The 1,561-nt window shown below is 63.5% G+C and carries 2 protein-coding genes and 1 pseudogene; all 3 read right to left on the reverse strand.

What is annotated here, in order from left to right; translation table 11 throughout:
• Positions 1 to 134: acyl-CoA dehydrogenase N-terminal domain-containing protein (locus tag AB6724_RS21735; protein ID WP_369340616.1), on the reverse strand; the 134-nt coding region annotated here is incomplete at its 3' end.
• Positions 135 to 196: 62 nt separating this feature from the next.
• Positions 197 to 1,324, reverse strand: coding sequence for an ABC transporter substrate-binding protein (locus AB6724_RS21740; RefSeq protein ID WP_369340615.1), 1,128 nt, complete (start codon positions 1,322 to 1,324; stop codon positions 197 to 199).
• A gap of 141 nt (positions 1,325 to 1,465) precedes the next feature.
• Positions 1,466 to 1,561, reverse strand: a pseudogene (locus AB6724_RS21745) (electron transfer flavoprotein subunit alpha/FixB family protein); the annotation flags it as partial.

Below are 1,561 nucleotides of genomic sequence, written 5' to 3' on the forward strand. Positions count from 1 at the left end.
GCGCCTTCCTCGAGCACGGCCTGGGCGGTTTCGAGGCCCGCGTCTTCGAAGCCGGGGATCTGGGCGATCTGCGCGAGTTGAGCCAGGTGCTCCATGTCGAACAGCATGTCTTTGAGCGGAGCTTTGTATGTCATCGTGATAGCTTCCTTAAAAAAACGGCCCGTCAACAGGAACTGCTGCGGGCCTTGACATCGGTTTATTGCGTCACACGCCCCGAGGCATTGACGATGGAGAGATCCACATACTTGGAGCCGATCTGGGAGCCTGGCCTGTAGCCAACCCAGTAGCCACCCAGATCCAGAGCCTCCAGGCTGCGCATGGAGGCTGTGATCTTTTCGGCCGTCACGGGCTGGCTGCGGCGCATGGCTTCCACGATGACCTTGGCATTCACATAGCCTTCCATCATCGCGAAGCTCACCGGAACGTCCAGCGGCTTGCCCGCGGCACTCACCGCGTCGCGGAACTCCTTGTTGAGCTTGGCCGAGACCTTGTAGGGACTGGGCACGACCTGGGCAATCGACAGGCCACTGATGTATTCCACGGGCAGGCGCTTGGCCAGCTGTTCGATATCGGCCTCGGCCGTTGCATACACCTGGGCCGTGCCGCCGTCCATGCGATAGGCCTCGACAAACGCTGCCGTGGCCGGGCTGGAGGCCACCACCAGCACCGCCTGCACCGGCGTCTTGGAGGCCTGCAGCAGCTCCACCGCCTTGCCCTTCATGGCCGGCGTGCTGAGCACCAGCTTGGCGCCGCTGGGGGCGATGGCCTTGGCCACCAGCTCGTTCAGGGCCTGGGCATCGGGACGGTCTTCGTAGACCAGGGCCAGACGCGTGATGCCCACGGTGGCCAGATGCGAGGAAATCTTGTTCATCTGCTCGGCCAGGCCGGCACGCGTGCTGAAGATCTGCGCCGCGCCCAGCACCCGCGTATCCGTGCTCTGGTAGCCGACCAGAGACAGGGGCGAGCCTTCGAGCAGCTTGCTGTCGAGCAGGGCCGCCAGATTGCGGTTGCCGAAATAGCCTGCCAGCACCACGGGCTTGGCGTCGCTGAGCAGCTTGCGCGTCTTGCTCACGGTCTCGTCGGGATGGCCCAGATCATCGGCCACCACCAGCTCCACGGGCTGGCCTTGCACGCCGCCGCTTTTGTTGACCTGATCGAAATACAGGCGCATGCCCTGGGCATAGGCCCGGCCCTGCGAGGCCTCCGCACCCGACATGGGGGCGACCTGCCCCACGGTCCAGCCTGCGGCCTGGGCCATGAAGGCGGCACCGCCCCACAGCATGGCCATTCCAATGCGAACCCCGTTCCAGCGCTTGTTCTTCATCTGTCTCCCTCTCCTGTCTTCTTGGCGGCCGATCCTGGCCAAACTGCTGCGATTTTTTATTGTTGATGTTTTACGCCAGCGTCCATGCCGACCCACATGGAAAAAGAGGGGCTGCAAGCCCCTCTTTTGATGTGCGCCAAATTACAGCGCGTTGACCAGTTCCGGCACGGCCGTGAACAGATCGGCTTCCAGCCCGTAGTCGGCCACCGAGAAGATCGGCGCCTCCGGGTCCTTGTT

Source organism: Comamonas guangdongensis, from assembly GCF_041079535.1.
GTDB classification, from domain to species: domain Bacteria; phylum Pseudomonadota; class Gammaproteobacteria; order Burkholderiales; family Burkholderiaceae_C; genus Comamonas; species Comamonas guangdongensis.

Coding starts and splice junctions, on each gene's coding strand:
- AB6724_RS21740 (WP_369340615.1), bottom strand. CDS start 1,324: ATGAAGAACAAGCGCTGGAACGGGGTTCGCATTGGAATGGCCATGCTG.